At 70.7% G+C, this 22,716-nt stretch carries 22 protein-coding genes; 11 read left to right on the forward strand and 11 right to left on the reverse strand.

Going from position 1 to position 22,716, the window contains the following annotated elements; genetic code table 11:
• Window positions 1-36: 36 nt before the first annotated feature.
• Window positions 37-987 (reverse strand): hypothetical protein, encoded by a 951-nt coding sequence (locus ID574_RS13245; protein WP_188189085.1) that lies wholly within the window; start codon window positions 985-987, stop codon window positions 37-39.
• Between the two features lie 265 nt (window positions 988-1,252).
• On the opposite strand from ID574_RS13245, the gene ID574_RS13250 reads away from it, so the two are divergent.
• The 4 genes from ID574_RS13250 to ID574_RS13265 all read left to right on the forward strand — a co-directional run bounded on the left by ID574_RS13250 (window position 1,253) and on the right by ID574_RS13265 (window position 4,783).
• Window positions 1,253-1,921, forward strand: a complete 669-nt coding sequence (locus ID574_RS13250) for a TetR/AcrR family transcriptional regulator (protein WP_188189086.1) — start codon at window positions 1,253-1,255, stop codon at window positions 1,919-1,921.
• Window positions 1,922-1,992: 71 nt separating this feature from the next.
• On the forward strand, window positions 1,993-2,952 hold the full coding sequence (locus tag ID574_RS13255) for an LLM class F420-dependent oxidoreductase (RefSeq protein WP_188189087.1): 960 nt from the start codon (window positions 1,993-1,995) through the stop codon (window positions 2,950-2,952).
• Between the two features lie 3 nt (window positions 2,953-2,955).
• Complete coding sequence (locus tag ID574_RS13260; protein WP_188189088.1) at window positions 2,956-4,371, forward strand: amidase; 1,416 nt, start codon at window positions 2,956-2,958, stop codon at window positions 4,369-4,371.
• A gap of 58 nt (window positions 4,372-4,429) precedes the next feature.
• Window positions 4,430-4,783 carry a YkvA family protein gene (locus ID574_RS13265; protein WP_223166641.1) on the forward strand — a complete coding sequence of 118 codons (354 nt, stop codon included), beginning with the start codon at window positions 4,430-4,432 and terminating at the stop codon, window positions 4,781-4,783.
• On the opposite strand, the gene ID574_RS13270 is transcribed toward ID574_RS13265, so the two are convergent.
• The 4 genes from ID574_RS13270 to ID574_RS13285 form a co-directional block, all read right to left on the reverse strand.
• Window positions 4,780-5,976, reverse strand: a complete 1,197-nt coding sequence (locus ID574_RS13270; protein WP_188189089.1) for an amidohydrolase family protein — start codon at window positions 5,974-5,976, stop codon at window positions 4,780-4,782. The genes ID574_RS13265 and ID574_RS13270 overlap by 4 nt on opposite strands.
• A gap of 182 nt (window positions 5,977-6,158) precedes the next feature.
• The gene (locus ID574_RS13275) at window positions 6,159-6,887 is read right to left on the reverse strand and encodes a tyrosine-protein phosphatase (RefSeq protein ID WP_188189090.1); all 729 of its coding nucleotides are present in this window, start codon (window positions 6,885-6,887) and stop codon (window positions 6,159-6,161) included.
• Window positions 6,888-6,896: 9 nt separating this feature from the next.
• Window positions 6,897-7,700: an SURF1 family cytochrome oxidase biogenesis protein gene (locus ID574_RS13280; protein ID WP_188189091.1), complete on the reverse strand. Its 804-nt coding sequence runs from the start codon at window positions 7,698-7,700 to the stop codon at window positions 6,897-6,899.
• 109 nt (window positions 7,701-7,809) lie between these two features.
• Window positions 7,810-8,289, reverse strand: a complete 480-nt coding sequence (locus ID574_RS13285; protein ID WP_188189092.1) for a winged helix-turn-helix transcriptional regulator — start codon at window positions 8,287-8,289, stop codon at window positions 7,810-7,812.
• A 58-nt stretch (window positions 8,290-8,347) separates the two neighbouring features.
• Here ID574_RS13285 and ID574_RS13290 point away from each other — a divergent pair, with 58 nt between their 5' ends.
• The 3 genes from ID574_RS13290 (at window position 8,348) to ID574_RS13300 (ending at window position 10,591) form a co-directional block, all read left to right on the forward strand.
• Complete coding sequence (locus ID574_RS13290; RefSeq protein WP_188189093.1) at window positions 8,348-8,863, forward strand: GNAT family N-acetyltransferase; 516 nt, start codon at window positions 8,348-8,350, stop codon at window positions 8,861-8,863.
• Complete coding sequence (locus ID574_RS13295; protein WP_188189094.1) at window positions 8,860-9,456, forward strand: TetR/AcrR family transcriptional regulator; 597 nt, start codon at window positions 8,860-8,862, stop codon at window positions 9,454-9,456. The genes ID574_RS13290 and ID574_RS13295 overlap by 4 nt, the downstream gene beginning before the upstream one ends.
• A 184-nt stretch (window positions 9,457-9,640) precedes the next feature.
• The gene (locus tag ID574_RS13300; RefSeq protein ID WP_188189095.1) at window positions 9,641-10,591 is read left to right on the forward strand and encodes an NAD(P)-dependent oxidoreductase; all 951 of its coding nucleotides are present in this window, start codon (window positions 9,641-9,643) and stop codon (window positions 10,589-10,591) included.
• 7 nt (window positions 10,592-10,598) lie between these two features.
• Here ID574_RS13300 and ID574_RS13305 read toward each other — a convergent pair whose 3' ends face one another.
• Window positions 10,599-10,820: a hypothetical protein gene (locus ID574_RS13305; RefSeq protein WP_223166642.1), complete on the reverse strand. Its 222-nt coding sequence runs from the start codon at window positions 10,818-10,820 to the stop codon at window positions 10,599-10,601.
• A gap of 234 nt (window positions 10,821-11,054) precedes the next feature.
• On the opposite strand from ID574_RS13305, the gene ID574_RS13310 reads away from it, so the two are divergent.
• Window positions 11,055-12,467, forward strand: a complete 1,413-nt coding sequence (locus ID574_RS13310; RefSeq protein WP_188189097.1) for a DUF7059 domain-containing protein — start codon at window positions 11,055-11,057, stop codon at window positions 12,465-12,467.
• A 367-nt stretch (window positions 12,468-12,834) separates the two neighbouring features.
• Here ID574_RS13310 and ID574_RS13315 read toward each other — a convergent pair whose 3' ends face one another.
• The 3 genes from ID574_RS13315 to ID574_RS13325 all read right to left on the reverse strand — a co-directional run bounded on the left by ID574_RS13315 (window position 12,835) and on the right by ID574_RS13325 (window position 18,186).
• Window positions 12,835-15,849: an AfsR/SARP family transcriptional regulator gene (locus ID574_RS13315; RefSeq protein ID WP_188189098.1), complete on the reverse strand. Its 3,015-nt coding sequence runs from the start codon at window positions 15,847-15,849 to the stop codon at window positions 12,835-12,837.
• A gap of 264 nt (window positions 15,850-16,113) precedes the next feature.
• A complete protein-coding gene (locus ID574_RS13320) occupies window positions 16,114-16,797 on the reverse strand; it encodes a GNAT family N-acetyltransferase (RefSeq protein WP_336245514.1) in 684 nt (227 codons plus the stop codon).
• A 102-nt stretch (window positions 16,798-16,899) separates the two neighbouring features.
• Window positions 16,900-18,186, reverse strand: coding sequence for a pyridoxal phosphate-dependent aminotransferase (locus tag ID574_RS13325; RefSeq protein WP_188189100.1), 1,287 nt, complete (start codon window positions 18,184-18,186; stop codon window positions 16,900-16,902).
• Between the two features lie 79 nt (window positions 18,187-18,265).
• On the opposite strand from ID574_RS13325, the gene ID574_RS13330 reads away from it, so the two are divergent.
• The 3 genes from ID574_RS13330 (at window position 18,266) to ID574_RS13340 (ending at window position 21,328) form a co-directional block, all read left to right on the forward strand.
• On the forward strand, window positions 18,266-19,231 hold the full coding sequence (locus ID574_RS13330; RefSeq protein WP_188189101.1) for a LysR family transcriptional regulator: 966 nt from the start codon (window positions 18,266-18,268) through the stop codon (window positions 19,229-19,231).
• A 4-nt stretch (window positions 19,232-19,235) separates the two neighbouring features.
• Complete coding sequence (locus ID574_RS13335) at window positions 19,236-19,928, forward strand: ribonuclease HII (protein ID WP_442939285.1); 693 nt, start codon at window positions 19,236-19,238, stop codon at window positions 19,926-19,928.
• A 374-nt stretch (window positions 19,929-20,302) separates the two neighbouring features.
• Entirely contained in the window at window positions 20,303-21,328 is a 1,026-nt protein-coding gene (locus tag ID574_RS13340) for an LLM class flavin-dependent oxidoreductase (protein ID WP_188189103.1), read from the forward strand.
• Here the strand turns inward: ID574_RS13340 and ID574_RS13345 are convergent.
• Together ID574_RS13345 and ID574_RS13350 are read right to left on the reverse strand one after the other, a co-directional pair.
• Entirely contained in the window at window positions 21,297-21,683 is a 387-nt protein-coding gene (locus tag ID574_RS13345) for an SCO5389 family protein (protein ID WP_188189104.1), read from the reverse strand. The genes ID574_RS13340 and ID574_RS13345 overlap by 32 nt on opposite strands.
• Before the next feature lie 87 nt (window positions 21,684-21,770).
• A complete protein-coding gene (locus tag ID574_RS13350) occupies window positions 21,771-22,700 on the reverse strand; it encodes an ATP-binding protein (protein ID WP_188189105.1) in 930 nt (309 codons plus the stop codon).
• Window positions 22,701-22,716: the final 16 nt, after the last annotated feature.

Below are 22,716 nucleotides of genomic sequence, written 5' to 3' on the forward strand. Positions count from 1 at the left end.
GCGCCGTGCGTTCGCGTGCGGCGTCCACCGGCTCTGTCACCGGAAGAGGATGTCCCAGTGGTCGCTCTCGTCGGCGAAGATCGTGCCGGAGCCTGAGCGGTAGAGCGGCGCGCCGTCGCTGCGGATCCCGACCCTGTCATGGTTTCGGGTGATATAGCGGTCGATGCACGGATTGTGGCTGATGTCCAGCTTGTAGCCGTTGCCGTGGCTGAAGTGGCCCGGCGCGTGGCCTGCCTCCGTGCCGCCCGTGACCATGATCGGGCAGCGGCTCTCCCGCTTCAGGTCGATGACCCGGGCGATCGTGCCGGTGCGTACCTCGTCGAGCGACGTGCAGTGATGCATGTGCTTGCTCGTGCAGTTGCCGGTCGACCTCGTCCGCAGTCCTGCGCTCTTCAGCCAGTCGTTCGCGGTGGCGTGGGACACGCGCACGGCCGCCTGCCTGGGCACGACGCGGGTCAGGTCGACGCTCGCGCGCTTGTGGCGCGCGTCGGGCATCCGCACCGCGCCGGTTAGCGTGGTGCTGCGCATGGCCTTGACCGCCGCGCGGTTCTTCAGGGGCCGGTCGCCGATTTCCGCCTGGATCCCTGCCTTGGAGTCCTCAGGATCGGCTGGGCGGGCCTGAGACGGCTGCTGGGCCGTTTTTACCTGCTCCTGGGTCTTTGCGGTCGCCAACGATCCTTCCTGGCGCTCCTGAGGCGCTCTCATGTCCTCCCTGGGCCATGCGTGCGCGTGCAGGGACCGGTCGGCCGCCGCCTCCAGGCGGGCCTCGGCCATCAGCAGGCGCTCGAGTTCCCTGGCGTCAGCGCGCATCGCCTCCGCGAACGACTTCATGAAGTCGTCCGCCGGAGTCGACCCGTGGTCAATTCCGGACTCGTCCATGATGCTCGCGGCCGGCCTCACTTCGGGGTGACTTGCGGCCGAGGCGGCCGAGGCCAGCGCGATTATGGTGATCTCTATGCCGTTGAGTGCGACCACGATGAGCCGCACCGTTCCACGTATCCACATGTCGATGCCTTTTCGCGGAAATAGCCCTTCCGCCACAAACGACAATCCCACCGTTCACAGGAGATAACTCATGCCGCCGGTGCAACTTTGCCTTGTGGCGGTGATCACCGTGCGCCTTCATGACCTACGCGGAGGAAACCTGCCGAATCTGACTGTCTCTATGGCCTTGACCCGACGTGACCGTTGTGCGGCAGGCTGATGAGGAGGTTTCCTGCTGGCCGGCCCATACCGACGTAAAGTGACGGACGTGTCCCACACCCGAAACCGAGGATCGGAGAGCACCCGAGAGGTCATCGTCGAGACGGCCTTGCGACTGTTCAGAGAGCGGGGCTTCGACAAGACCACGATGCGCGCCATCGCCGCCGAGGCCGGGGTGTCCGTGGGCAACGCCTACTACTACTTCGAGAGCAAGGAGGCGTTGATCCAGGCGTACTACGACCGCGCCCAGGCCGAGCACGAGGCGGCCTGCAGGGAGTTCCTGGCCACTGAGACGTCGTTCGCGGCGCGGCTGAGCGGGGTGCTGCGCGAGTGGGTCCGCGTCTCCGAGCCCTACCACGAGTTCGCCGTGAAGTTCTTCAAGCACGCGGCCGAGCCCACCAATCCGCTGAGCCCGTTCAGCAAGCAGTCGTCCCCTGCCCGCGAGGCGTCCATTGCCATCTACCGTGAGGTCGTCGAGGGGTCGCGCGACCGGATGAACGCCGAGCTGCGTGAGGAGCTGCCCGAGCTGCTCTGGCTGTTGTCCATGGGCATGGTGCTGTTCTGGGTGCACGACACCTCGCCGGGGTGTGCGCGGACCTATCGGTTGATCGAAGTCACTGTGCCGCTGGTGGACCGGCTGGTCGGGTTGTCGCATCTGCCCGGGCTGCGGGGGATCACGCGGGACTTCATCGCGGCGGTGCACGAGTTGCGGGCATAGAGCGGCTGGTACGACCGGACGCGTTCAGCGGCCGGTCGCAGGCGGGCGGTCTTTGCGCCTATGGTCGGGCCATGACGCAGAACTGGGGCATGACCATCCCCTTCTACGACCGCTCGTTGTCGAAGTCCCAGGAACTGATCGCGGAGCTGCCCGGGCTGGGCTACACCGACGTGTGGTCCGCGGAGGTCAACGGGGCCGACGGGTTCACGCCGCTGGCGCTAGCTTCGCAGTGGGCGCCGGGGATCAGGCTGGGCAGCGCCATCGTGCCGGTCTCCACGCGCGGCCCGGGGCTGCTGGCCATGTCCGCGGCCACACTGGCCGATCTGGCGCCCGGACGGTTCGTGCTGGGCATCGGCGCGTCCTCGCCGGCCATCGTCGAGCGGTGGAACGCCGGCGAGTTCACCAAGCCGTACGCGCGCACGCGTGACACGCTGCGCTTCCTGAAGAAGGCGCTGGCAGGGGAGAAGGTCTCGGAGGCGTACGAGACGTTCGAGATCAAGGGGTTCAAGCTGGAGCGGGCGCCGAAGACCCCGCCCAGGATCGTGCTGGCCGCGTTGCGCCCCAGGATGCTGCGCCTGGCCGCGGAGGAGGCCGACGGCGCGATCACGAACTGGCTTTCGCCCGAGGACGTGCGGCGGGTCCGCGCCGAGATCGGGCCCGACACGGAGCTGATCGCCCGCCTGTTCGTCTGCGTGAGCGAGGACACCGACAAGGTGCGGGAAATGGCCAGGTGGATGCTCGCCAGTTACCTGACCGTCCCCGTGTACGCCGCGTTCCACGACTGGCTGGGCCGCGGCGAGGTGCTGCGGCCCATGCACGAGGCGTGGGCGGCGGGCGACCGCCAGGCGGCGCTCAAGGCCATCCCCGACGACGTCGTGGACGCGCTGGTCGTGCACGGCGACGCGGCCGCCTGCCGGGCCAGGATCCGCGAGTACGTGGACAACGGGCTCGACACCCCCGTCCTCGCCCCCATCCCGGATGGGGAGATCCCCCTCGACCAGGCCGTGCGGGACCTGGCTCCCAAGGAGTAGCGCATGGACGTTTTGAGGCTTGACGCGGTCGGGCAGGCCCAGGCGGTCAGGAACGGCCAGGTGTCGGCGCGGGAGCTCGCCGAGGCCGCGATCTCCGCCATCGAGGCCCGCGACGGCGACCTCAACGCGGTCGTCTGCCGCCGCTTCGAGCGCGCACTCGCCGAGATCGGCTCCATCCCGGCCGGGGCGCCGTTCGCCGGCGTGCCGATCCTGCTCAAGGACCTCGGCTGGCGGCAGGCAGGAGAGCCGTACGCGGCCGGCTCCCGCGTCAGGGAGGGTGTCGAGGTCACCGAGGACGGGTACGGCGTCAGGCGGCTGCGCGAGGCCGGGTTCGTCGTGCTCGGGCGGACGAACACGCCCGAGTTCGGCAGCTCGATAACGACGGAGCCGGTGGCCTTCGGGCCGACGCGCAATCCGTACGATCTGGCGTATTCGGCGGGCGGGTCCAGTGGCGGCTCGGCCGCGGCGGTGGCGGCGGGGATGGTCGCGCTGGCCACCGCCAGCGACGGCGGCGGGTCGATCCGCATCCCCGCGTCCCTGTGCGGGCTGGTGGGGCTCAAGCCGTCGCGCGGGAGGGTGAGCCTGGGGCCGGCGATGGGCGAGGGCTGGAGCGGCTTCACGTGCGCCGGATTCGTCACCAGGACGGTGTGCGACACGGCCGCGGCGCTGGACGTCGTCTCCGGCTACCACCCAGGCGACCCCTACGACGCGCCGGCGTTGCCGGGGCCGCTGGCCGCCGAGGCCGGCCGGGATCCCGGGCGGCTGCGGATCGGGTGCGTCAGCACGCACCCTCGGGAGGACGTGCCCGAAGTGCCGGAATTGACGGAGGCCGTCACGGCGGCCGCGGCGCTGCTGGAATCGCTCGGCCACGACGTCGAGCCCGGTGGTCCCGAGGCGCTCGGCGATCCCGACTTCCCCGGGCACTTCGGTGCGATCGTGGCCAACAACGTCGCCGCGCAGGTGGCGAGTTTGGGCGAGACCCGCGGCAAGCCGGTCGAGCTGGAGGAGCTGGAGCCGCGCAACGCCGCCATGGTCGGCGTGGGACGCTCGCACAGCGCCGCCGAGCACATCCGGGCCACTCAGTGGATGGACGCCTTCCGCCGCCGCATGGCCGCGTGGTGGAGCGCGGGGCACGATCTGCTGCTGATGCCGTCCCTGGGCGTTGCGCCGTTCCCGCTCGGCTGGATCCCGCCCGAGGACCTGAGCCTCGCCTTCGGCAGGACAGGGCATGCCGTGTCGTACACGTCGCCGATCAACGCCACCGGCCAGCCGGCGATCTCGCTGCCGCTGCACAGGAACGCGGCGGGCCTGCCGGTGGGCGTGCAGCTCGTCGCGGCCGTCGGCCGGGAGGACCTGCTGATCAGGGTGGCGGCCCAGATCGAGCAGGCCAGGCCGTTCGATCATCCGGCGATGCGCTAGGAACCTCCCGCCCTCGCGACACGTTATGTCTCGAAAAGACGGGGGTAGGGGGTTCGGCATGATGGCGAAGGCAGCACGGGCAGCGGCGGCGTGGAAGACGTACCGCGAGGTGACCAGGCCAGGGTCGCCCGGCCTGATGACCAGGGTTCGGGCGATCCCGCGCATGATCGGCGCGGTGATGCGCGGACAGTACGCGGGCATGGGCAAGAGCAAGCTCGCCATGCTGGCCCTCGGCGTGGTCTACATCCTGTCGCCCGTCGACGTCCTGCCCGAATTCCTCATGGTGATCGGTGTGGCCGACGACTTCGGCGTGTTCCTGTGGCTGCTGGGCTCGCTGCTCGGCGAGAGCGGCCGCTACGTCGAGCACGAGCGCAGCGTCATCCAGGGCAGGCTCCTGGAGCAGGAAGGTTAGATCTCCTCCATCCGGAGCCAGGCGCGTGACGGCAATGGGTGCCCGAACAGGCGGGCCGCGTTGCCGTACGCGACCCTGGCGATGTCGGCGGGCGGCAGCGCGCCGAGGTTGCGGGCCACCGACTTCTGCGTGTCGGGCCAGGTCGAGTCGGAGTGGGGGTAGCCGCTCTCCTGGAGCACGTGGTCGAGCCCGACCGCGAGCCGCACCCCCGACAGCGCGTGGTCGTCGAGCGTGCCGAAGAAGAAGTTGCGGCGCAGCACCTCGCTGGGCTTGAGCCCGCCGTCCCAGGACGCCTCGCCGGCCACCGGGTGGTCGAGGGCGTAGTCGGCGCGCTCGGCCAGCATCGGCAGCCAGCCCACGCCGCCCTCGACGATGAGGACGCGCAGCGCCGGGAAACGCAGCGGCAGGCCGGACCACAGCCAGTCGGCGCAGGCGAACATGGCGCTGGTGGGCATCAGCGTGGTGATCGCCTCGATGGGCGTGTCGGGCGAGGGCACGGGCGACCAGGACGAGTCGCCGGTGTGCAGGCACACGACGGTGCCGGTCTCCTCGCAGGCGGCGAAGAACGGGTCCCAGTGTCCCGAGTGGATCGACGGCAGCCGCAGGCGGGTCGGGAACTCGGGGAAGACGACGGCCTTGAAGCCGCGGGCGGCGTTGGCCCGGATCTCCTTGGCGGCCACGTCGGGATCGGGCAGCCAGGGCAGCTGCAGGCCGATGATCCGCTCGGGGTAGGTGCCCGCCCAGACGTCGATGTGCCAATCGTTCCAGGCCCTGACCAGGGCCAGGCCGAGCTCCTGGTCGCGGGTCCTGGCGAACGGCATGCCCGCCTGGCCGGCCAGCATGCCGGGGAAGCACAGCGCGGCCCAGATGCCCGCCACGTCCATGTCCTTGATGCGGGCCTCGATGTCGTGGCAGCCGGGGCGCATGTGCTCGAACCTCACCGGGTCCAGCGTCCACTGCTCGCGGGGCAGCCCGGCGCCGACGTCGATGCCGGCGCACGGGTAGGTTGCGCCGCCGTAGCGCCAGACCTGGTGACCCGCCTCCGTCTCCACGACCTTGGGCGCGACCTCGGCATATTTCTCCGGCAGCCTGCCCTCGAAGAGGTCGGGAGGCTCGATCAGGTGATCGTCGGCGGAAATGATCACATAGTCGCGCCGCCTCGGATCTGGGTCGGGAAGCAGCGGCGTAGTCACGCAGGTAACCGTACGACGACGGGATAACGTCGAACAAGCTGCGACGTATCCGTTGGATATCCGACGCTTTCGAAACCCGGGACCGCCGGGAGGGGGATGGCGGGCGATCCCGGGAGTTTCGAGGGCCGCCGAGGCGAGGTGCTGCCTCGGCGCGAACCGCGCTCCCCCTACCCCTTGGGGCGTTATTCAGTCAGGAGATGGGCCTGCAGCTCGCTGATCGTGGCGGGAGAGACTCCGAGGACCTCTGTGACGTACGTCTCCACCGAGCCGTGCCGCTCCGCCAGGTCGCTCAGGAAGAGCCTCATGGTCTCGGCCGGCGCCAGCCCGAACCCCGGCCACATCGCCGCCTCGGGATGGCGCCTGCGCCAGTCGGCGATGAAGCGCTCGGTGGCCAGGCCGGTGAGCGCGTAGTCCGCCACGATGTCGTCCTCGCCCACCCCCGCCAGCGACAGGATCAGCGCGGTGAGCACCCCGGTGCGATCCTTGCCGGCCGCGCAGTGGATCACCACGGGCGCGTTGTCCGCCTGCGCGATCGTCTCCAGGGCCGTCCTGAGGTTCTCCACGCCGTCCTCGGTGACGTCCAGGTAGCGGTTGGCCAGGTAGCGGGCGATGCCGAGGTCCTCGGTGTAGGGAGTGGTGTCCCAGCGCCGTCCCTCGATGGGGAGGTTGTGGTAGTTCTGTCCCTCGCTGTCGGGGACCCGCCCGTTCTTCTCGACCTCGAACGGATGCCGCAGGTCGATGACGGTACGCACGCGCAGCGCGCGGAAGGTCGTGAGATCGTCCCCGGTCAGCCAGCCGAGGGAGTCGGCTCGGTAGAGCCGCTGCCACTGGACGGTGCGGCCGTCCCCGGTGGCATATCCACCTACGTCACGGAAGTTGCAGAGATTGAGGAACTCAATGTGGCGGATCACGCCAACACTCTATTTGGCAGGCGTTTCCGCCTCCTCGGCCACGGGCGCGGCCTCGGCCTGCTCCTTGGCGCGCCGTTCGGCCAGCTCGCGCCTGATCAGCAGGATCCACCCGCCGACCGCGATCCCGATGAACAGCCACCACTGGACCCCGTAGGCCAGGTTGAGCCCGCCGCCGGCGCCCACGTCGGGCTCGGGAACCGGCGCGGGTGCCGGAGTCGTCGCGGGCCGCTGCTCGGTCAGCTCCACATAGCCGCCCACCAGCTTGTACGGCAGCCCTTTCCCGATCTTGTCGGCGTTGATCAGCAGCACCTGGCCGGGCGGCAGCCCGGGAAGATCGCGGATCCCGCTGGACTCCTCGGTCTCGCTGGGACGTAGCCGCCCGGTGACAGTTACCTGTCCGGTGGGCGGAGGGGGCACGTCAGGCGGGGTGTCGGCGGTGGCGCCCGCCTTGACCCAGCCCCGGTTCACGATGACGGCCGTGCCGTTGCCGGTGACGAGCGGGGTCAGGACGTAGTAGCCGGCGCGGCCCTCCTGGGGGCGGCGGCGTACGACGAGGGCGTGGGACGGGTCGTACGTGCCGGCGACCGTGACGGTCCTGAACCGGTCGGACTCGCGCACCTGCTGCCCGGGCGCCGCCAGCCGATCCAGCGGCACCGGCGCGGCCTCGATGTTGGCGGTGACCCGCTCGCTGTTGGCCGACCGCTCCTCGAAACGCCCGAACTGCCACCGTCCCAGGAACACGAAGGCGGGGATGACCAGCAGCACCACCACGTGCAGCGCGAGCCATCGAGGCGTCAGAAGGAACCGGTACACGCCCTCAAGCCTAGGCATCGACCCCTGTGCTCCAGCACGCGCCTCAGCCGCTCGCCTGGGCGCTCAAGCGTCCTGTGTCTATGGTCGCGCTCGCTCGGGGCTCCGCTGGTCACGCAAGCTGCCGCTCTCCACCCAAGGGCTCGGCGCCCGGGCCCGGCACCGGGGTCACCTCGCGCGGTCCGGACACCTCGTGGCCCTCGCCGCAGCGGAAGTGCAGCTCGATGGGGGAGCCGCAGTCGCGGTGCGTGAGCACCACGGGCGGGCCCTCCTCGGCCAGGTATTTGTCGCCCCAGTGCATGAGCGCGACCAGCAGCGGATAGAGGTCGCGGCCCTTCTCCGTGAGCCGGTATTCGTCGCGCTGCCGCTGCCCGGGCTCGCGGTAGGGCTCCTTGCGCAGCAGACCTTCGTCCACCAGCCGGGCCAGGCGCGCGCTGAGGACCTGGCGCGGGGCGCCGGTGATGGCCTGCATGTCGGCGAATCGTCGCACGCCGCTGAACGCCTCGCGCAGCACCAGGAAGGTCCACTTCTCCCCGACGATGTCCAGGGTGCGCTCGATCGAGCAGTTTTCCACCCGGAAAGGTACGCGCATTCCTGCATTATATCTGAGTTCGATTGACAGACTCAGGTCTGAGCGAGAGGCTGAGTCTATGCAGGGAACTCAGATCCGCCCGGCCCGCCCCGATGACGAGGAACGGATCAGGCGCTTCCTGACCGGACTGTCGCTGCACACCCAGACGCTGCGGTTCTTCACCGGCATCACCACGCCGGCGGCCGGTCTCGTGCGGACGCTGCTCGCTGTGGACGAGCGCCGCGACGCCCTCGTGGCGACCGTCGCGGGAGGCGAGATCGTCGGCCATGCCATGAGCTACAAGGGCGACTGCGCCGACGTGGAGATCGCGGTGGTGGTGGCCGATCAGTGGCAGGGGTTCGGGCTGGGGCCGAGGCTGATCGAGACGTTGCTGATCAGAGCCGCCGTGCGGGGCGCGAGGACCGTGGGCATGGACGTTCTGGGGGAGAACCGGCGGGTGCTCAGGCTCATCCGGAGGCTGTGGCCGGACGCCACGATGAAGGTCTCTTCCGGATCGGTTGAGGTGACCGCTATGATCAATCATGCCGTGCCATTTGCGGAACAACGTTCTGGTGCCACACCATTGACAGCGTGAAGAGTGTCAAGAACGGACGCGACGGCCGGACCCGCATCATCGAGGGTGCCCTCCGCCGCTTCAGCCAGGACGGGGTGTCGGCCACCACGCTGGCCAGCCTCCGCGAGGAGAGCGGCGTCAGCGTCGGCAGCTTCTACCACCACTTCGCCAGCAAGGAGCACGTCTTCGGCGTGCTGTACGGCGAGATCCTCACGGCCTACCAGGCGGCCTTCCTCGCCGAGTTGACCAGCCACCAGGAGGCCCGCGACGGCATCGAGGCAGTCGTGGCCTTCCACATGCGATGGGCGGGCGAGCACCCCGAGCGGGCCAGGCTGCTGGTCAGCGAGCGGCCGCCGCGCAAGCACGAGCCGGGTGGCGCGGAGGTCGCCGAGGCCCGGCGGGCGTTCTTCCGCCAGGTCTCCGACTGGTGGCGGCCCCACATGAAGAACGGCCTGCTCCAGCCGGTCCACCCGACGATGTGCTACGTGCTGTGGCTGGGGCCGGCGCAGGAGATGTGCCGGCTGTGGTTCGCCGGCGCCCACACGCCGACCGAGGAAGAGATCAAGGGCCTGGGCGAGGCCGCCTGGCAGAGCCTCCGCCAGCGCCCGGAGTGACCCGCGCGCTCACCTCGCGCCGGGCGGGCGGTCGCACCGGCTTCCGAGCGCCGAGCCCGGCGAGCGGCCCGAGCGACTGGCCCGCTCGGGGTCCTTTCCGCGCTGCGCGACCACAATTGACGTGCTCAGGGCCAGTGCGGGGAGCGATGATCCGAGCACGCTCTGTGGTGTTATTGTCCTGAATGTGAGACGACCTCGGGCGCTGGTATTGCCCGCCTTGCCGGAGAGCGCGCTCGCCCACCTGCGCGAAGTGGCCGACCCGATCGAGGTTCCCGCGCGTCCGAGCCTCGGTTTCACCGACGAGCAGCTTGCCGACCTGGTCGTGGAGACCGGCGCCACCGTGCTCCTCACCGACGGCGACCGGGTCCGCGCGTCGGTCCTCAGCCTCGATCTGGACGTCGTGGCCGTCATGGGCCCGCCCACGAGCGTCGACCTCGCCCTGGCCGCCGAGCGCGGCGTCCCCGTCCTGCACGCCCGCGACCGCGACCCCGACGCGGTTGCCGAGCTGACGCTCGCGCTGATGTTCGCGGTGAGCAGGCACATCGTCTCGGCCGACAGAGAGGTGCGCCGGGGCCGCGTCTACAAGGGCAAGGTGTCACCGGCGCAGCGCCACCGCGGCCGCCGGCTCACCGGCAGGACGCTCGGCATCGTCGGGCTCGGGCAGGTCGGCAGGGCCATGCGCTGGCGCTGTGAGGGCTTGGGCATGCGGGTCATCACCTGTGACCCGCACGTGCCCGAGGCCACTCACACGCTGCCCGCGCTCCTGGCGGAGGCCGACGTGGTCTCGCTGCACGTGCCGCTCACCGCCGAGACGCGGGGCCTGTTCGGGTACGCCGAGTTCAGCGCGATGCGCCCGGGATCGATCTACCTCAACACGTCGCGCGGCGCGCTGCACGACCTGACGGCGTTGGTCGACGCGCTGCGCTGGGGCCAGGTGGGCGGAGCGGGGCTCGACCACTTCGAGGGCGAGTGGCTCGACCCGTCACATCCGCTGATCAGGCTCCCCAACGTGGTGCTGACGCCCCGTCTGGGCGAGGCGACCGGGGAGAGCCGGGAGGAGGCGGCGGAGGCGCTGGTGGCGGACATCGCGCGGCTGCTGCGGGGCGAGGAGCTCGCGCCCGCCGAGTCGGCGTAGGGGCCCGTCAGGCGGGTTGGCGGACCCGTGTGGGCACGCGCCAGCTGGAGCGGTCCAGGGAGATATCCAGCCGCAGGTCGCCACGGTGCCGGCGCAGTCCGGGCACACGAACCCGGTCGTGTACGTCGAACCTGCCCCGGTGCGGGTAGCCGAAGCCGAGCTCGCCCGGCAGCACGCGCAGGTCGTCGCGGTTGCCGCAGCGCGGGCACGTCCAGGACACCAGGTCCATGCCGCGGTTGTAGTCAGAGCAGGCGCTGAAGTATTCGTCGGGTCCGAATCGGGACTCGCAAGCCAAGCAAGGGATCAGCATTGGGGGTCCACTCCTCGGTGTGACGTGCTGAGCACTCCTAGAGATACCGCGCTCTGCTTATTCCCCGCTTGCAGTTCGCTTGGGTACTTAAGTAACAGTATGGGCACTGTCGGTATTGGTATCAGATCATGCGCGTGCGTCCGCGGTGAAAGGATGGACTTTGTGGAACGACTGCGCCATCACCTCCTGGACACCGGCTACACCATCGACGGCGTACGCGACCGGCTCGGGAGCATGGCCGCGTCGGCCCTGGCCCGCGAGGAGCTGGTCCCGGCCCTGCGTGCGACCGCGGACGGCGACCCGCTGGCGACCCTGATCAGGCTGTGGTGGCTGGGCGTGCCCGTCCCCGCCAAGGACGTCGCGCCGGAGATCCTGGAGTCCGGGCTGGTCGCGGCCGACGGCGACCGGATCAGCGCGACCGTCCACCTCCAGCCGTGGGAGACCGGCGGCTACCTCGTCTCCGACCGCAAGGTCCGGCCCGGCGACCCCGCTTTGCACCCCGACCACGTGGTGGGGGCCGGCGGCGCCTCGGCCAACCTGGCGCAGCTGGTCACCCGCCGCCCTGTGCAGCGCGCGCTCGACCTCGGCACGGGCTGCGGCGTGCAGGTGCTCCACCTGGCCGGGCGGGCCGAGCACATCGTGGCCACCGACCTCAATCCGCGGGCGCTGGAGCTGGCCGGGCTGAGCTGGGCGCTGTCCGGGATCGAGGGTGTGGAGGCGCGGGCGGGATCGATGTACGAGCCGGTCGAGGACGAGGGATTCGACCTGATCGTGAGCAATCCGCCGTTCGTCATCGCCCCCGCGCGCGAGACCAAGCTCACCTACCGGGAGTCCGGGTACGACGGCGACGCCTTCTGCCGCGACCTCGTCCTCCGGACGCCCCACCACCTCAACCCCGGCGGCCAGGCCCACTTCCTGGCCAACTGGCTGCACGTCGAGGGCGAGGACTGGCACGACCGGGTGGGAGGCTGGCTGGGCGAGACCGGCTGCGACGCCTGGGTGGTCCAGCGGGACGTGCAGGACCCGGCGGAATACGTCGAGCTGTGGCTGAGAGACGCGGCAGAGCAGGGCTCGAAGCGCTACACGGAGCTGTACGACCGCTGGCTGGCCTGGTTCGACGAGCAGAAGGTGGAGGGCATCGGGTTCGGCTGGATCACCATGCGCAACTCCGGCACGCTCGACCCGGTCGTCCGCGTCGAACACCTCGCCCACCAGGTCACGCTGCCGGTCGGCGACTACGTCGACTCCGTGCTCGACTCGATCGCGACGGCGCACCGGGCCCAGGGGCTCGACGCGGCGCGGCTGCGTACCGCCGACGGGCTGCTGGACGAGCGCATCGGCCTGCCCGGCGCCGAAGACCCGATCCGCATCGTGCTGCGCCAGACGCAGGGGCTGCGGCGCAGCAGGGAGGTCGGCACGGTGGAGGCCGCGCTGGCCGGCGTGTGCGACGGCGAGCTGGCCCTCGGACCCCTGCTCAACGTGATCGCCGAGCTGGTGGGGGACGGCGAGATCCCCGACTCCGACGCGGTCAGGCCGCTGATCGCCGAGGGTTACTTCCTCCTTTAATCGGCCGTTGATTGTACGTCAACCCCATGGGTGGAAGCTCTAGGCCAGGACACGGACCTGGGGGGTTCGAGGGCCGTGTCAGGTCCGGCCGGTCGTCTATGTGAGGCGGCTAGCCGCCACGCGGAGCATCCGGATAACCGGGCCCCCTAGCGAAGCGTGGTGGCGAGGATGGCCGGCCGGGCTGATAACCGATGGGAAATCTGCGTCTGGGCTGCTGTCATGGCCCGACCTAGCACGTTGGCAGGGCGGCAGCCCAGATGAGCAGATTTCCCATTGGCAGCGAATTCCGAGCGCCATCGTGACTTTCGCCCTAAGGACAGCCTTGATCAACCATGTGTGGATGACACGTCTGGACGACGAGCTGTACTCAGGACTCGACGACGGCCCCGGCGGCGGGCCCGCTGACGGACTTGGCGTCGGGGATGCTGTCGAGCAGGACCTTGAGATCGCCGGCCTCGGGCGCGCCGAGCCTGGAGAAGATCTCGAAAGCCTGCCGTAGGCAGTCCGAGCTCCTCGTCACGCTGCCCAGGCCGCGCAGGGCCTTGCCCAGCACGGTGAGCGACAGCGCCTCGCCGTACGGGTGGCCGATCTCGCGGGAGACCACCAGAGCCTGCTCGGCGTGGCGTACGGCGTCGGGATAGCGCTCGGCCGCGATGAAGGTCTCGGCCAGCCTGGAGCACACCCGCTGCTCCCAGACCCGCTGCTTGCTGGCCCGGAAGAAGGCCAGGCACTCGGCGTGGTGGTGCACCGCCTCGGTGAGGCGGCCCACCCGCGACAGGACGATGCCGAGGTGATAGCGGGCACGCGCGGTGCCGGCGCCGCTGCCGATCTCGGTGAAGATCGCCAAGCCCTTCTCCGCCGCCGCGATGGCGTCCTCGGGACGGCCGAGCCCCAGGTGGTCGCGGGCCGAGTAGCTGAGGACCAGAGCCTCGCCGGCCGGCACGCCGTTCTCGCGGTAGAAGCCCATCGCCGCGTCGAACAGGGAGAGCGCCTCGGTGTGGCGGCGCTGCCGGCCCACGACGACGGCCAGGGCGTTGAGCACCTCGCCCATGACGATCTTCTCGCCGCGCCGGCGCGACAGCTCGTGCACCCGCCTGAAGTGCTCCTCGGCCTCCTTCAGCTGATTGCCGGCGAACAGCACCCGGCCCAGCACGTAGCGGGAGCGCAGCTCGCCGGCCTCGTCGCCGATGCTCTGCGCGGCGGCCAGCACGGCGCGGGTGCCCTGGTCGAACTCGCGCGTGTGCGTGCCGGACTCCAGCAGCGGCTCCATCGCCACCAGCAGGTCGGCGGCGGGCAGGAGCTGCTCGCCGGTACGGGAGGCCGCCGCGGCCTGGTTGATGGCCGCGAACAGCGAGTCGCCCTCGCTGATCAGCCACGCCACGGCCTCGTCGGCGGTGCCGAACGTGCGCCCGCTGCCGACCACCACCAGGTTGGCCGGGATCATGCTGCCCTCGTAGGCCAGCCGGTGCGCGGACTGCGCCGAGGCGAGGTAGAAGCCCAGCAGCCGGCGCAGCGCCAGCGCCCTGGCCTGGGGCCGCTCGGTCTTCTCCAGCGCCCGCCTGGCGAACAGCTTGAGCAGGTCGTGGAAGCGGTAGCGGCCGGGCGCGGGCGCCTCCAGAAGGCTCGCGTCCACGAGCGACTCCAGCACCTCCTCGGCCTCGAACGTGCTCAACGACAGCACGGCGGCCGCGGCCCCCGAGCAGATGTTGGGCCCGTTGGGCAGCGACAGCAGGCGGAAGGCGCGGGCCTGGGCGGGAGTGAGCTGCCCGTACCCGAGCGCGAACGTGGCCTCCACGGCCAGGTTGCCCACGCGCATCTCGTCGAGGCGGCGCTGCTCGTCGGCCAGCCTGGGCACCAGCGAGGCGACCGTCCACGAGGGCCGCGCGGCCAGCCTGGCGGCCACGATCCGCACCGCCAGCGGCAGGAAACCGCACGCGGCCACCACGTCCATGGCCGCGCCGTGCTCGGCCGCCACCCGCTCGGGGCCGGCCACTGCCGCGAACAGCGACAGCGCCTCGCCCGGCTCCATCACGTCCAGGTCGATCAGCCTGGCGGAGGGCAGGTCGGCCAGCTTGACCCGGCTGGTGACGATGGCCGCGCACCCTGGGGAGCCGGGCAGCAGCGGGCTGACCTGCTGGGCGTCGCGGGCGTTGTCCAGCAGCACCAGGATGCGCCGCTCGGCCAGAATCGACCGGTACAGCGCCGACCGCTCGGCGAGCCCGTCGGGGATGACGTCCGTAGGGATGCCGAGGGCGCGCAGGAACCCGCCCAGCGCCGACTCCGGCGCGGTGGTCTCGTCGGTGTAGCCACGCAGGTCGGCATAGAGCTGGCCGTCGGGGAACACCTCGTCGAGCTGGTGGGCGACGTGGACGGCCAGCGTGGTCTTGCCGACGCCGCCGATGCCGGAGATCGCCGCGACCGGCACGCCCTCTCCCGAGGACTGGGCCGACAGCAGCGTGCGCAGGCGCGCGGCCAGTTCCTTGCGGCCGGTGAAGTCGTTGACCGCGGCGGGCAGCTGGGCGGGCTTGGGAAGTTCAGGCGCCTGCGGCTGCTCGTCCTCGTCCGCGGGCTCGTCCTCCTGGGGGACCTCGGCGGCGGTCAGTGTGGGGTCGGCGGCCAGGATGCGCTGGTGCAGCGCGCTCAGCTCGGGCCCGGGCTCGATGCCGAGCTCGTCGATCAGCGCCTCGCGGGTCTCGGTGAAGACGTTGAGCGCGTCGCCCTGGCGTCCGCACCGGTAGAGGGCCAGCATGAGCTGGGCGCGCAGCCGCTCGCGCAGCGGGTGGTCGGCGGTCAGCGCGATCAGCTCGGAGACGATCTTGGCGTGGTTGCCGAGCTCCAGGTCCACGTCCATGAGCGTCTCGACGACGCTGAGCCGGCGCTCGATCAGCCGGTCGCGCTGGTGCTCGGCGTACGGGCCCACGGTGCCGGCCAGCGGCTCGCCCTCGAACAGCGCGAGCGCGGCGCGCATCCCCTCGGCTGCCTCGCGCAGCCGGCCGCTCTTGCGCGCGGACTCGGCCTCGGCGATGCCGCGCTCGAACCTGGTCAGATCCAGCGCGCCGTCAGGTAGTCGCAACGCGTAGCCGCGGCCGATGGACGTCAGCAGCTCTGGACGCGAGCGGGCGGGCCGGTCGGGCTCGAGCACCGTGCGGAGCCTGGAGACGTAGGTGCGCAGCGCACCCAGGGCCCGCGGCGGCGCGTCCTCGCCCCAGACGGCGTCGATCATCTCGTTGGGCGTGACCGCTCGCCCCTCGCGTAGGAGCAGCATGCCGAGGATGGACCGCTGCAGCGGGGTGCCCAGATCGAGCTCCCGGCCATCACGCCACGCGCGGACAGGACCGAGCACGGCGAACCGCAGCCCGCCCTCAACGCTCTGACCAGCCATGCCGTATGTCTCCAAGCCAATGGAACGTTTTGTTACCAAATGATAGGTCCATGTTTGCTCGTCACCTAGATCCAGGTTTGATCGTTAACTTGGTCGTTGATCCACCTTTGATCCGGTGTTGAACACGCCCCTGGATGCTGAAGGTCGGCAAGGCATGACACACCACGGGGGCGTGTCATGTAGAGCGCATAAATGCGGCGAAAAATACAGGCCCCGCCCGGAAAGTTGGGCGGGGCCTCAGTGGGTTGACTTGGGGACGGGCGCTCAGGCTGCCTCGACCAGTCCCATCCGCATGACCAGTCGCTCCCGTACGAGCGGCCATTCGGAGTTCAGGATCGAGTAGAACGCGGTATCTCGGACCGTGTTGTCGGCGCCTCGGCTATCCGCTCGCCGCACCCCGTCGAAGTGTGCGCCGAGGGCCTCGATGGCGGCCCGGGACCTGGTGTTGCGTACGTCTGCCTTGAGGGTGATGCGGTGGACGTTCCACGTCTCGAAGGCGTGCGAGAGCATGAGGAACTTGCTCTCCCGGTTGACCCCTGTGCCCTGGGCGCTGGCGCCCAACCAGGTGTAACCGATGTCGGCCACGGACGGAATCTCGCCCACCGCACCTCGTGTACCCGGAGGCCAGGGCATGGGGCCCTGCCAGTACTCCAGGTGCATGAGACGGGTGGCACCGACCACGCGGTCGGTGTTCAGCCACCGGATGGCGAAGGGCAACGTGCGGCCCTCCGCCTGCTCAGCCATGGCGGCCTCCACGTAGGAGACCATCTCGTCCCGTCCATTCGGGACACGAGTGAAGGCGTAAGTGGAGCGGTCTTCACTCGCCGCGGCAACCAGGTCATCGACCGCCGCGAGGCTGAGAGGTTCCAGGCGCACAAGGCGCCCGGACAAGGTGACAAGAGCGGGCATGAGCACATGATGGAGGGTGCGCACCGTGCTCGTAACCATGCAGTTGGGAAGATCTTTTGCAGGTTTCTGCAGATTGGGTGTTTCCGCAGGTCGGAGGCCCCTTTTGGGGGATGGTAAACCGGCTCTTGGGAAAAGATTCGCCTAACCGTGACATGGCGTCGGGACGAGCGCCGGGTGGCGTTCACGCACGGGGCCGTGGCGGACCAGCGAGAGCTCCTTCAGGCCCATCGACAGGAAGTCGAGATTGTCGGCTATCCAGGGCAGTTGGAGCGGGTCCGTGCTGGTCAGAGCGGTGATGCGCTCTTCGGGCGTCTCGCCGTAGAGGAGGCTGACCGCCACCCGCACCCTTGCGACGGCGGGGTCGTCGCCGAAGGCGTGCCCGGGCAGGACGCCGATGCCGTGCTCCTCCAGGAGGATCTTGGTGATCTCGGCGGAGCCGCCGAGCCTGAGGTGGCTGAGGTCGGGATAGAGGTAGAAGCCGCCCTGGGGGACCGGCACGCGGGCGCCGACCTCGGTGAACCTCTCCCACACCGCCCGCGCGACCGTGCCGTGCAGCCGGCGGCTGAGTGCGATGCGTTCGGTCAGCTCGGGGGGCTCGCTGAAGGCGTACGCCGCGGCCTCCTGCATGGGAGCGGCGGGGGCGGACCAGATCTCACTGGCCACCGCGAGCAGTTGCCTGCGCAGCGCCTGAGCGCCCGTGGGCAGCCTGGCCACGCCGATGCGCCAGCCGCCCAGCGCCAGGTTCTTGCTCAGCCCGGTGGTGATCACCGTGCGCTCGGGCGCGAGGTCGGCCGGCGAGACGTACGGCAGGGCCGGGTCGTGCAGCAGGTCCCGGTAGATCTCGTCCGAGATGATCGTCAGATCGAGCTCCCGGGCGACCTCCACCAGCCGGGTGATGCTCTCCGGTGAGGCCAGGCGGCCCGTCGGGTTGTCGGGCAGCGTGACCAGCACCGAGTTCACGGTCCTGCCCTGCGCCCTGGCCAGCCGCACCTCGGCGGCCACCAGGTCAGGGTCCGGCACGCCGCCCTCTCCTGGTGGTGCGGGCACCAGGATGGGGCGGGAGCCCACCAATTCGGCCTGCGCGGCGTAGCTGACCCAGCTGGGCATGGGCAGGACGATGTCTCCGCCGATCGCCAGGATCAGGCCGTACAGCAGAGACTTGCTGCCCGGCCCGCAGACGACCAGCTCGGGGTCGGTGACGAGCCCCCGTCGTGTCCAGTAGCCCGCTGCCGCGGCCCGCAACCCGGGCGCCCCCGCGACCGGCCCGTAGCCGTTGCGTTCTGACGCGGCGGCCAGCTTGTCGCGCAGCGCCGGGTGGACGGGCAGCCCTGCCTCACCGAAGGCCAGGTGCAGCACGCGTTCCCCGGCGCGCCGTCTTCGTTCGATGTCTTCGTTCGTCGCCAAAGTGGCGGACAAGGTAACGGTCATGTTTGTCACGTTCCCAGGGTGGTTGGATGAAGGCATCAGGACAAGCGAGGCTTTTCGTGGGTAGGCATAAGGAATTCCGATGCTCGATCTGAGGCGTTTGACATTGATCTGTGAATTCGCACGTCGAGGCAGCATCGCCGCGACCGCCGCGTCTCTCGGCTACAGCCCTTCGGCGGTCTCACAACAACTCGTGGCGCTCGAACGTGAGGCGGGCACGGCACTCATCGACCGGACCGCGCGCAGCGCCGAGCTCACCGACGCGGGCCGTCGGCTGGTCGCGCACGCCGAGCGCATCCTGTCGATGGTGGAGGAGGCGGAGTCGGACCTGTCCGCCCACGTGGGCACCCCGTCGGGGCGGGTGACGGTCACCGCGTTCCCGACGGCCGCCGTGGCCTTCGCGCCCGCGCTCGCGCGTTCGCTGCGCCGCCACACCGAGCTGACGCTGCGGCTGCGGCAGAGCCGGTCCGGGCGCGGCATGCGGGAGGTGCAGTCGGGGGAGGTCGACATCGCGCTCGTGGACGACTGGTACGGGCGCGTGCGCGACAGCGAGAGCCTGCGGGTCTTCCCGCTGCTGAGCGACCCGCTGGTGCTCGTCGTGCCGCGCAAGCACCGTCTGGCCGATCCCGAGGTGCCGCTCGACCTGCGGGAGCTGCGTGACGAGCCGTGGATGGCCACGCCGGACGGTGAGCCGTCGCGGCTGGCCGTGGACCGGCTGCTGGTGGACGTGGGCGGCACCCGGCCCACGCCGTGGGAGTTCGAGGGGCTGGGGACCATACTCTCGCTCGTGGCCAAGGGCATCGGCATCGCCGCCGTGCCCGCGCTCGCGCTGGCGGCGGGGGTGCGCGGGCTCGCCGTGCGCCAGTTCCCCGGCAACCCGGTCGGGCGCGAGGTGCACGCCGTCGCGCGGGCCTCCAGTGTCCACCGGCCCTCTGTGTCGGTGACGTTGCGGGCAATCCACGTGGCCGCCCGCTACATCGCCGCCGACCTCGAGCCGGTGAGCCCGGCCGAACGGCGCCGGCCCGACGACAACCCGCTCGGCGAGTGAGGCGTTGGCGGTAGCGTCTGCTGTCATGGCGCCGACGTACGACATCGAGCAGCTGCTGCTCTCCCAGCCGAGCACCCGCACGGTCGCGGGCGTCGACGAGGTGGGCCGCGGCGCGTGGGCCGGGCCTGTCACGGTGTGCGCGGTCGTCACCGACCTGTCCGAGCCGCCGGCGGGGCTGACGGACTCGAAGCAGCTCACCGCGGCCCGGCGCGGGCCGCTGGCCGCCGAGCTGGCCGCGTGGGCGGCGGGCATCGGGTACGGCGAGGCCACGCACACGGAGATCGACACACTCGGCATGACGGAAGCCCTGCGGCGGGCCGCCCGGCGTGCCCTGGAGGCGCTCCCGGTGCGCCCGGACGCGGTGATCCTGGACGGCAAGCACGACTACATCGGCGCTCCCTGGCCGGTGCGCCTGGAGATCAAGGGCGACGCCGCGAGCGTCTCGGTCGCGGCGGCGTCCGTGCTGGCCAAGGTCCGGCGCGACGCCTACATGGCGACTCTGGGCCACGACGAGTACGGCCTCGCCGAGAACGCCGGATATCCCTCGCCCGTCCACCAGGAGGCCCTGGCGCGCCTGGGGCCGACCCCGCATCACCGGCTCTCGTGGTCCTACCTGGACGACCTGCCGCAGTGGCGGCACCTGAAGCACCACCGCGACCCGCTCGCCTGCGAGGGCCAGGCCGCCCTCTTCGGATAGCCCCACGCGGTCCGGCGGCCATGGCCGGGCTCGCCCGTCCACGCCCACTGGCCTCGCGCTTTTCGCCGGGCCCACCTCCGGGCGGTGTGAGCGGGGCGGGTCCAGGCCGTGCGCTGTCCTTCGGTCAGGGAGAACGATGCCCGCCAAAGGGCCACCTGCGCTGGGCGCGCATTTCGCCTGATCGCCTCTCCTGCGCCGCTCGGCGTCCCATATGACCGGTGGTGGTCACATGGGGATCGGGCGATCACCCGAAGGACGGGGCTTGGCGTCGGCCGTGGTCGAGTGTCCGGTAAGCGGGCGGCGAGGTGGATCGGCTTACGGCCGGCGGGGTGTCCGGTAGGCGGGCGGCGAGTGGATCGGCCATCATCGGGTGGGTGCGAATCGGGGTCTTCATCATCGCGGCCCAGTTCCCCGGCCAGGAGCCGGGGCGGGTGCTGGCCGACGCCGTGGAGCTGGTCGTGGCGGCCGAGGAGGCGGGGTTCGACGACGCCTGGATCGCCGAGCACCACTTCATGTCCTACGGCGTCTGCCCGTCCGCGATCACGCTGGCGGCCGTCGCCGCCGGACGGACGGCGCGGATCGGGCTCGGCACGGCCGTGAGCGTGCTGTCGACGCAGCATCCGGTCGCGCTGGCCGAGCAGGCGGCCATGCTGCACCACCTGTCCGGCGGGCGGTTCACGCTGGGCGTCGGCAGGGGCGGGCCGTGGGTGGATCTGGAGGTGTTCGGGACCGGGCTGGAGCGGTTCGAGCGGGGGTTCGCCGAGTCGCTGGACCTCCTGATCGACGCCCTGTCGGCCGGACCGGTCGCCGCCGACGGCGAGTTCTTCCGCTTCCGCGAGATCCGGATGGTGCCGGAGGCGCGGATGCGGCCCGTGGTCGCGTGCACGTCGGAGCCCACCGTAGCCCTGGCGGCGGAGCGCGGGCTGCCGATGCTGCTCGGCATGCACATCGGCGACGCGGAGAAGGCGGCGCTGGTCGCGCGGCACGGGTCCGCCGATGGGCATGTCGCGGCGGCGGTCGGGTACGTGGCCGACTCCACGGCGCAGGCGGTCAGGGAACTCAAGGAGTCGATGCCCAGGTGGCTGAGGCCGGGACTGGCGGGGTACGCGCCGGTGGACGGCCGCCCGCGGCCCTCGCGCGACGTCGGCGAATACGTGGACCTGCTGACGCGCATCCATCCGGTCGGCTCGGCCGAGCACTGCGCCGAGTCGATCCTGCGTACCGCGAAGAACACCGGGATCGAGCATCTCATCCTGATGGTCGAGGGGCTGGGCGACCATCGGCGCACGCTGGAGAACGTGCGGCGGCTCGGGGCCGAGGTGCTGCCGCTGGTGCGGCGAGCCGGCCTGGCCGGCTCGCCGGGCGGGCTCAGCAGTCCACCAGCTCCGGTTTCTGGTTGAGGATCTGGGCTCTCGGGGTGACGAAGTCGGCCAGGGCCTTGGCGGCTGCGGGGTCGAAGACCGCGACCCGGTGGCAGTTCTGGAAGGCCAGCCGCACCCCGAAGTGACGCTCCAGCGCACCGCGCATCGCGTCGCTCGCCAGGCAGCGCAGGAGCTGCCCGCGGGCCTCCTCGGACGGCGGCGGCACCTGGTTGTCGGCGAACTCGGCCCCGCTGTGCTCACGCTGCTTGACCAGCTCGCTGATCAGCGACCACGCGTAAGGCAGTGAGTCGCGCACGCAGGCGACGAACGCCGCGTCGTCGACCTCACCGGCTCTGGCCTGGTCGAGCAGATCGTTCGGAACGGTCAGCGACATGCTGTCTCCTCTCGAAGGGGGTCATTCTTGACGCTAGGTGGAAAGGCGGTGACGCTCCAGACGCCTCGCGGGGACAGTCATGTGGGGTCAGGGGCCGTAGACGAAGTCGGGGTCCACCTGCTCGGCGAGGTCGGCGCCGGTGCGCTCGTTGGCCCACGCGCGGGCGTTGCGCAGGTGGAACTCGACGGTCTGCCGGCCGAAGCGCTCCCAGTCCTTCTCCTGCTCGTCGAGGGCCTTGCGGAGCAGGGCCAGCGCGTCGGAGTTGACCGGCTCCAGGTCGTCGAGCGTGAAGTGGCGTCCCTGCTCCATGGCGCGGACGGCGGCCGAGTGCTCCATCCAGGTGAGCAGGTCGTCGCCGACGTGCTCGCGCAGGAACTCGACGTCGGACGGACCGTGGACCTTGTTGCCGACCACGGCCAGCGCGACGTCGTACTTGGCGGCGTACTCGCGGTATTGCCGGTAGACGCTCACGCCCTGCCTGGTGGGCTCGGCGACGAGGAAGGTCAGGTCGAAGCGGGTGAACAGGCCCGAGGCGAAGGAGTCGGCGCCGGCCGTCATGTCCACCACGACGTATTCGCCGGGGCCGTCGACCAGGTGGTTGAGCAGCAGCTCCACCGCGCCGACCTTGGAGTGGTAGCAGGCCACGCCGAGGTCTTCCTCGCTGAACGGGCCGGTGGCCAGCAGACGCAGACCGTCGGGGGTGGTCAGGCCGTAGGGGTCGGTGGCTAGGTCCTCGAAGCTGAGCAGCGTGGACCCGCGGCCGGGCGGCGTGGTCTTGACCATGACGTCGGCGGATGGGATGCGCGGATTCGTGCCGCGCAGCCGGTCCTTGATCTCGGTGAGGTGGGCGCCGAGCGGCTCGGGCTGCCGGTCGAGACCGAGGACCAGCGCCAGGTGCTGGTTGATGTCGGCGTCCACGGCCACCACCGGACCGCCCTGGCTCGCCACGTGCCTCGCGAACAGCGCCGACATCGTCGTCTTGCCGCTGCCGCCCTTGCCGACGAAGGCCACTCTCACGGGAACTCCAGTTGAT

The sequence above is a fragment of the Nonomuraea sp. SYSU D8015 genome (assembly GCF_008065375.1).
GTDB lineage: Bacteria > Actinomycetota > Actinomycetes > Streptosporangiales > Streptosporangiaceae > Nonomuraea.